The sequence below is a fragment of the Streptomyces sp. E2N166 genome, from assembly GCF_003671715.1.
In the GTDB taxonomy this organism is placed as follows: domain Bacteria; phylum Actinomycetota; class Actinomycetes; order Streptomycetales; family Streptomycetaceae; genus Streptomyces; species Streptomyces thinghirensis.
In genome coordinates, this window is the sequence record NZ_RAIF01000032.1 from 1,660,546 (window position 1) to 1,668,597 (window position 8,052).

5 protein-coding genes and 2 pseudogenes are annotated in these 8,052 nt (G+C 72.6%); 4 read left to right on the forward strand and 3 right to left on the reverse strand.

Going from position 1 to position 8,052, the window contains the following annotated elements; all coding sequences use genetic code 11:
* Positions 1 to 40 precede the first annotated feature (40 nt).
* Positions 41 to 883, reverse strand: coding sequence for an MBL fold metallo-hydrolase (locus EBH09_RS34515; RefSeq protein ID WP_121750734.1), 843 nt, complete (start codon positions 881 to 883; stop codon positions 41 to 43).
* A 202-nt stretch (positions 884 to 1,085) separates the two neighbouring features.
* Here EBH09_RS34515 and EBH09_RS34520 point away from each other — a divergent pair, with 202 nt between their 5' ends.
* Complete coding sequence (locus tag EBH09_RS34520) at positions 1,086 to 2,327, forward strand: cytochrome P450 (protein ID WP_121750735.1); 1,242 nt, start codon at positions 1,086 to 1,088, stop codon at positions 2,325 to 2,327.
* 6 nt (positions 2,328 to 2,333) lie between these two features.
* Here EBH09_RS34520 and ctaD read toward each other — a convergent pair whose 3' ends face one another.
* The gene (gene ctaD, locus EBH09_RS34525; protein WP_193776690.1) at positions 2,334 to 4,055 is read right to left on the reverse strand and encodes a cytochrome c oxidase subunit I; all 1,722 of its coding nucleotides are present in this window, start codon (positions 4,053 to 4,055) and stop codon (positions 2,334 to 2,336) included.
* Positions 4,056 to 4,787: 732 nt separating this feature from the next.
* On the opposite strand from ctaD, the gene EBH09_RS34535 reads away from it, so the two are divergent.
* The 3 genes and pseudogenes from EBH09_RS34535 (at position 4,788) to EBH09_RS34545 (ending at position 7,185) form a co-directional block, all read left to right on the forward strand.
* Positions 4,788 to 5,822 carry a polyprenyl synthetase family protein gene (locus EBH09_RS34535; RefSeq protein ID WP_121750737.1) on the forward strand — a complete coding sequence of 345 codons (1,035 nt, stop codon included), beginning with the start codon at positions 4,788 to 4,790 and terminating at the stop codon, positions 5,820 to 5,822.
* Positions 5,823 to 5,972: 150 nt separating this feature from the next.
* Positions 5,973 to 6,573, forward strand: a pseudogene (locus EBH09_RS34540) (ABC transporter ATP-binding protein); the annotation flags it as partial.
* Positions 6,574 to 6,739: 166 nt separating this feature from the next.
* A pseudogene (locus EBH09_RS34545) lies at positions 6,740 to 7,185 on the forward strand (hypothetical protein).
* Between the two features lie 118 nt (positions 7,186 to 7,303).
* On the opposite strand, the gene EBH09_RS34550 reads toward EBH09_RS34545, so the two are convergent.
* A partial coding sequence (locus EBH09_RS34550) for a S1 family peptidase (protein WP_193776691.1) occupies positions 7,304 to 8,052 on the reverse strand: 749 nt, incomplete at its 5' end.

Here is an 8,052-nt window from a genome sequence, read left to right on the forward strand (position 1 = left end):
TCGACAAGCTGAGCTGAACGGCCGCGGCGGTCGCCGCCCGCTACGTCACGGCGGGCGGCCCGCCGTCCGGGCCGAGGACGGCCCGCTGACCGTGCCGGCAGTGCACGATCCGGTCCGCGAGGCCCTTACGGCCGGCCTCGGCCAGAAACGCGTCGAGCGGGGAGCGGAAGACGGTGTAGTCGCCGTAGTGCACCGGCAGGATCAGCCGGGGATCGAGGCGCCGGGCCAGCTCCGCCCCCTGGCGTCCGTCCATGGTCACCACGAAACCGCCGGGCAGCGTCGTCCCGCCGAGGTGCAGGACGGCCAAGTCCAGTCCGGGAAAGCGCCGGGCGATCTCGTCCAGTCCGTCGAACAGCAGCGTGTCGCCGGACACGTAGAGCCGGTGCAGCGGCGGGCCGCCGACCGGGCCGAACTCCAGCAGACTGCCCATCACCGGCGGCAGCAGACGCCGCAGCGCGGGGTGCCCGGCGTGCCGGCCGGGCAGCGCCGTGATGCGCACCTGGGAGTCCGCGTGCCGCACGGTCTCCTCCTGCCAGGTGCGCAGCCCCACGGCCCGGTGGAACCCGTGCACCCCTTGCAGCCGGCGGGAGGCGTGCGGCGTGGTGACGATCGGCAGCGACCGGGACAGGTGCCGCCGGGCCCTGCGGTCCCAGTGATCGCCGTGCAGATGGGACAGCAGCACGGCGTCGAGCCGCGGCAGGTCGCCGGGATCGAGCGCGGGCTCGGTGAGACGGCGGCTCACCAGGCCGTACCCGAGGTGGGCGCGCTCACCTCGGTGAAGGAAATTCGGATCCGTGAGCAGGCTCAGCTCGCGGTACCCGAGCAGCACGGTGGCGTTGCCGACGAAGTGGATCCGAAGGGAGTCGTCCGGGGACGGCGACATGGGGGTGGTCCGATCCTGTCGGGGATTACCTGTCCGGGAGTGAACGGGAGTGCCTGGCCGGCCCGCACGTCCGGGCCGGGTCCTCACGGGAGGACGGAGTACCCCTCCCACGCACGCTCACCCGCCCCGTGCCGCGCCCCACCGCCCGACCCGGCCCGGGTGGGCCGGGTGTCCGCGTGGCGGCCCGGGGCACTCGCCGGCCATGGACGCACACCGCCGCCCGCTGATGGACCGCACCCTGCCCCTGCTGACCGAGGGGTACGCCTGGCTGCCCAACCGCATGCGAGACAGCACGGACTCCGTGGTGCGCACCCGGCTGCTCGGCAAGCCCGCGCTGGCCGTGCGGGGACCGGAGGCGGTGCGCTTCTTCTACGACGAGGAGAACGTCCACCGCCACGGCGCCGTCCCCGCGCCCGTGCTGGACACGCTGTTCGGGCAGGGCGCGGTCCACACCCTCGACGGGGACGCCCACCGCGCCCGCAAGGAGTTGTTCCTTCCGCTGCTCGACCCCGACCGCGTCGCCGACCTCACCGAGCACGTCGCCGCGGCCTGGGACGAGGCCGCACGCTCCTGGAGCGAACGTTCCCGCGTCGTACTGTTCGACGAGGCGGGCGTGGTACTCACCCGAGGGGTCTGCCGATGGGCCGGGCTCCCGGCGGAGGCCGTCGACGCGGAGCCACTGGCGCGGGACCTGATCGCCATGGTCGACGGCTTCGCCGTCCCCGGGCCCCGCCGGCTGCGGGCCCGCCGCGCCCGCGCCCGGCAGGAAGCCCGTACGGCCCGCCTGATCGAGGACGTACGGTCCGGGAAGGTCACCGCCCCCGCGGGCTCGGTCCTGGAGCGGGTCGCCCGGCACCACGACGTGCCGGAGGCGCCGCTGGACGCCGGGACGGCGGCGGTGGAACTGCTGAACGTGCTTCGCCCCACGGCCGCCGTGAGCTGGTTCGTGGCCTTCGCCGCCCACGCCCTGCACCGGTGGCCGGCCCACCGGGAGCGGCTGCGCGCGGGTGACGGCGCGTTCCCCACGGCGTTCGCGCACGAGGTCCGCCGCTTCTACCCGTTCGCCCCGTTCCTCGGCGGCCGGACCGTCAAGGAGCTGACCTGGCACGGCGAGTCCGTCCCCGCCGGCGGGATGCTGCTGCTCGACGTCTACGGCCAGAACCACGACGAGAAGCTCTGGGGCGACCCCTACGTGTTCAGGCCGGAGCGGTTCCTGGAGCGGACCGCCGACCCCGACGAACTGATCCCGCAGGGCGGCGGCGATCCGGCCACCGGTCACCGCTGCCCCGGCGAGCGCGTCACCGTGGGCCTGTTGGAGTCCCTCGCGGTGCGGCTGGCGCGTCTGGAGTACACGGTGCCCGAGCAGGACCTGCGCATCTCCCTGCGCCGGGTCCCGACCCGCCCGCGCAGCGGCTTCGCCGTCACCGGCGTACGCGTGCCCTGACCCGCGTCAGGACGTACGGTCACCGCCCTTGTGTCCCTCACCCGGCTCCACCGCGTCGCGCCGCCCGGTCTGCTCCGCCTGGTCGAGCCGGGCGAGGCCGGGGTGGTGCAGGTCGAAGGCCGGCGACTCGGAGCGCACACGCGGCAGTTCGCGGAAGTTGTGGCGGGGCGGAGGGCAGGACGTGGCCCACTCCAGCGAGCGCCCGTAGCCCCAGGGATCGTCGACCTCGACCGGCCGGCCGTACTTGGCGGTCCTCCACACGTTGTACAGGAACGGCAGCGTGGACAGGCCCAGCAGGAACGCGCCGATGGAGGAGAGGGTGTTGAGGGCCGTGAATCCGTCGACGGCCAGATAGTCGGCGTAGCGGCGCGGCATGCCCTCGGTGCCGAGCCAGTGCTGTACCAGGAACGTGGTGTGGAAGCCCGCGAACAGCGTCCAGAAGTGCACCTTCTCCAGCCGGTGGTCGAGCATGCGGCCCGTCATCTTCGGCCACCAGAAGCTGAATCCGCCGAACATCGCGAACACGATCGTGCCGAACAGGACGTAGTGGAAGTGCGCCACGACGAAGTACGAGTCGGTGACGTGCCAGTCCAGCGGCGGTGAGCCGAGGATCACTCCGGTCAGACCACCGAAGAGGAACGTCACCAGGAAGCCGGCCGCCCACAGCATCGGCGGCTCGAAGGACAGGGACCCCCTCCACATGGTGCCGATCCAGTTGAAGAACTTCACCCCGGTGGGGACGGCGATGAGGTATGTCAGGAAGGAGAAGAACGGCAGCAGTACGGCACCGGTGGCGAACATGTGGTGCGCCCAGACGGTGGCCGACAGCCCGGCGATGGCGATGGTGGCACCCACCAGGCCCATGTATCCGAAGATCGGCTTACGGGAGAAGACCGGGATGATCTCGGTGATCACCCCGAAGAACGGCAGCGCGAGGATGTACACCTCGGGATGGCCGAAGAACCAGAACAGGTGCTGCCACAGGATCGCCCCGCCGTTCTCGGCGTCGAACACGTGCGCACCGAAGTGCCGGTCCGCTTCCAGCACCAGCAGCGCCGCCGCCAGTACCGGGAACGCCAGCAGCACCAGGACCGAGGTCAGCAGCACGTTCCAGACGAAGATCGGCATACGGAAGATCGTCAGGCCGGGTGCGCGCATGCAGATGATCGTCGTGATGAAGTTGACCGACCCCAGGATGGTGCCGAACCCGGACAGCGCCAGCCCCATGATCCACAGATCACCGCCGAGGTAGGGGGACCGGACCGGCCCGCTGAGCGGTGCGTAGGCGGTCCAGCCGAAGTCCGCGGCGCCCTGCGGCGTGAGGAAGCCGCCGAGCACGATAAGACCGCCGAAGAGGAACAGCCAGTACGCCAGCATGTTCAGCCTCGGGAATGCCACGTCGGGCGCACCGATCTGCAAGGGCATGACGGCGTTGGCGAATCCGGCGAAGGTCGGGGTGGCGAACAGCAGCAGCATGATCGTGCCGTGCATCGTGAACGCCTGGTTGTACTGCTCGTTGGAGAGCAGTTGCAGGCCCGGCCGGGCCAACTCCATCCGGATCAGCATCGCCAGCACCCCGGCGATCAGGAAGAACGCGAACGACGTGATGAGATAGAGGTGGCCGATCCGCTTGTGGTCGGTCGTCGTCAGCCAGGAGACGACCACCCGCCCCTTGCCGCGGTGTTCCACCGCCGGGACCGGCGCGATCGGTTCGGTCTGTGTCGCCATCCGACCAGAGCAGCCGACCCACGGCAGCCTGCGTCGACGCCACGTCACGCGACCACCCATGTAGGGCCGATTGGCTGATCGTTTCTATCCGTCCGGGTGCGTCGTCGCCTCGGAGGGACGAGCGGCCGTCACCCGAATGGCCCCTGCACAGTACTGGTGACGGCCGATCCGGTGTCTCCTGGAGAGTGTCAGCGGCGTCCAGGCTGGGAGGCCGATCATGTACGAAATGTGCGTGGGCCCGGAGAAGGCGGGCGGAGCGTTGGTGTGGCACGTGATGGCCAAACAGGCCGCGGCCACCCTGTGCGGACAGCGACTCCGCGAACGTATCGAGGCATCCGACGGTGAACGGGCACGTCACTGCCCTGACTGTATGGCTTCCTTCGAGAAGTTGATGGCAGTCGCGCCGTGCTGACGGACCGTCCGCAACTGTCCGCCCCGCCGCATCCCGCGGCGGGGCGGACTGCGGATCGCGCACCGCGTGGCACCGCGGGCCGCGCGGGGCGGTCGACGGGAGCCGTAGCGGGTGGTCGCGTGATTGTCGGCTGGGTGCATGGTCATAGAGCTGGGCTGCCACGGTGATATTTCGCCGGGTGGGGCGCCGTGGACTCTCCCGCGGTGCGGCAGCCGATTGACTGGCGATGCGGCCGGCCCGACCCGGCGCGGTGCGAGTGCCGTCGGTTTCCGCTTTCCGCCAACGTGTCCTGCCAACGTGAGGAGCAGTACGTGTCGCAGATGACCGACTCGGCCCCGGTAGGTGCCTTTCCGCGTCTGGACTGGGTCGACGACGTGCTCTCGCCGGCCCTGCGGGCCGCGGTCGAGTCGCTGCCGGCCGCGGAGAGCCTGGTGGCCCGGTACCACAGGGGCTGGTGCGAGGCCGACGGCGCACCCCGCGCGGCCGAGTCCGGCGGCGGCAAGGCGGTGCGCCCGGCACTCACCCTGCTGTCGGCGGTGGCCGTCGGAGGGAGCCCGGCGGCCGCGGTGCCCGGCGCCGTGGCGGTCGAGCTGGTTCACGACTTCACCCTGCTGCACGACGACGTCATCGACGGCGACGCGCTGCGCCGCCACCGGCCCGCCGCCTGGTCGTTGTTCGGGACCCCGGCGGCCGTACTGACCGGAGACGCCCTGCTGGTCGCGGCGCTGAGCGCGCTGGCCCAGTCCCCGCCGGGGCGGGCCGAGGCAGCCGTGCAGGAACTCGTGGGCGCCCTGCTGGAACTGGTGGAGGGGCAGAGCAAGGACGTCGCGTTCGAGAAGGCCCACGAGGTGTCGGTCGCGGACTACCTGGACATGGCAGCGGGCAAGACGGGCGCCCTGATCGGCTGCGCCTGCGCGCTGGGCGGCGTGCTGGCCGGCGCGGACGACGTCCGGGTCGGCGGCCTGCGGGAGTTCGGCCGGCGACTCGGCGTGGCGTTCCAGTGCGCGGACGACATCCTCGGCATCTGGGGCCGTACCGCGCGCAGCGGCAAGCCGGTCGGCGCGGACCTCGCCGCGCGCAAGAAGTCACTGCCGGTGGCGGCGGCCCTCGCGGCTCCGGGCACGGAGGCCGAACGGCTGCGCGAGTTGTACCGCACACCGCACCCACTGGACGAGGCCGACATCGACCTGGCGCGTCACCTCGTGGAGCGGGCCGGCGGACGGCAGGCGGCCGAGGAGGAGGCACGCCACCAGATGACGGCCGCGCTGCGGGCCCTGTCACTGGCCCGGCCGACCGCCGACGCCTACCGTCAACTGCACGACATCGCCTGGGCTGTGACCCGCCGCGAATCCTGACCCGGACTCACCCCGCGCCACCCCGGGTGGCCGCGCCGATGCTGCCGCCGAGGTCCCGATCCGACGAAACACAGTGGAGCCGTGCAGCACACCGAGCACAGCGCAGCGCCTCCGGATGGCCTTCCGGCCGTCGCCGCCTGCGGGCCGCAGGTGGCCCGGGGCACCCAACCGGTGCTGCGCAACGTCAGTTCCACCATCCCCCGCGGCCGCGTCGTCGGCCTGCCGGGCCCGAGCGGCTGCGGCACGACCACCCTGCTGCGCCGCGTGGTCGGCGTTCAGCAGCCCACTGGCGGCCATGTCCAGGTGCTCGGCCACGCGGCGGGCGCCTGGCCGCTGCGCACCAGCGTCGGCTACGTCACCCGGGCACCCTTTGTGTACGCGGACCTGACGGTCCTGGAGAACCTGCGGTACTTCGCCGCCGCCCCCGGCATGCGGGGCTGACACCGGGAGGACGCCGTGGTCCGCGTCGTGAAGGAGGTGGACCTCGTGGCGTACGCGGACCAGCCGGTCGCGCGGCTGTCGGGCGGTCAGTACTCGCGGGTCTCCCTGGCCGTGGCCCTGCTGACCGCCCCGACCTGCTGGTGACGGACGAACCGACGGTCGGCCTCGACCCGATGGTGCGCCGGAGCTGTGGCTGGTCTTCCAGCGGCTCGCCGAGGAGGGCACCACCCTCCTGGTCTACAGCCACGTCATGGACGAGGCCGACCGCTGCGACCGGCTGCCGCTGACGCGCTCGGGCCGGCTCCTGGCCAGTGCCGACCGGAACGGCACGCGGGTACGGGGCGCGGCGGCGCCGACGAACCCCGGTCACCACCCCGGCCGGTACGTCACTGGGCCCCCCGGTGGGACAATCTGCCCGCAGGGTCGGTGTCCGACGGCGTGGTCGGAGCCGTCCGGGACCGGAAGGAGCCGTCAGCGTGATCGAGTGGGTGCCCCTGGGCAGCGGTGCCAGACCCGTTCCCCGGCCGGTCGCGGCTCCGCTTGTGTGGGCGGGGGCCTTCGGCGGCGCCCTCGCCCTGGTGGCCCTCCTCAACGGCACCGTGGGCTCGGGCCGCCCCGGACTCGCGCTCGCCGTGCTCTCCCTGCTGGCGGCCCTGCTCGGGCTCTGCGCCCGGTTCGCGGCCGCCCCCGGAACCGCCGTCCTCTGCTGGTTGTCCCTCAACGGCTTCGCCATCCCGCCCGCCGGCACGCTGACGTTGGCCGGCCGGCGGGACGCGGTCTGGCTGGGCTGTCTGCTCGTCGCGGCTCTCGTCGGTACGGTGGACTGGCCCGCCTGGTCCATGCCCGGGCCGCCTACCGCCGACTGACCACGGCGACCGGACCCGACGCACCGGAGCCGGGCGCCGGCCCGGGCGACTTCTGACCGCGCGCGACCGACGGGTGGGGAGGATTCCCCGGCCGGCGGATGGGGCCGATCCCGACCGGCGGTCGGGGGAGGGCCCCGCCGGTCACCCGGCGAAGTCCTCCCCGCCGTTCCGGGGTCAGGCCGTGTGCAGGGTCAGCCCATAGCGGTTCAGGATCTCGTTGACGGGCTGGAACCAGGTCTCCCCGCCGCTGGAGCAGTTGCCCCAGCCGCCCGAGGTGACGCCCTGCGCCTGGTCGCCGCTGATGAACGAGCCGCCCGAGTCGCCACCCTCGGCGCAGACGCTGGTCTTCGTCATCTGGTGCACCGCGCCCTGGCTGTAGTTGACCGTCTCGTTCTTGGCCAGCACGGTGCCGCAGTGCCAGTGGGTGGTGGAGCCGGAGCGGCAGATCGAGGCGCCGACGGGTGCCTCGTTCGAGCCGCGCACCAGTTGGTCGGAGACCGTGCCCCAGCCGAGCACGACCGGCACCGTCCACCAGCCGCTGCCCACGCTGACCCAGGCGTAGTCGTTGCCCGGGAACGACGAGCCCTGGAACGTTCCGATGTGCGAGCCGTCCCAGCCGCGGACCGCACCTCCCACGCCACCGCAGTGCCCGGCGGTGACGAACCCGCCGTGCACCGAGAAGCCGATGGAGCAGCGGACGTTGCCGGTGTAGTACGGGTCGCCGCCGACCGTGCCCGCGGCGAAGGTCTGCGGGGCCGACGACACCGTCCGCACCGTGACCGGCCCGGCCTCGCGGGCCCGCGTCACGAAGCGCCGGACATCGTTGTCAGCCCGCTGGCCCGCGACCACGTCGACGACCACCGCGTTGGCGGCCGGGTCGACGTGCCAGCTGCTGACGCCGGCGGGCGCGTCCAGGCGGTCGA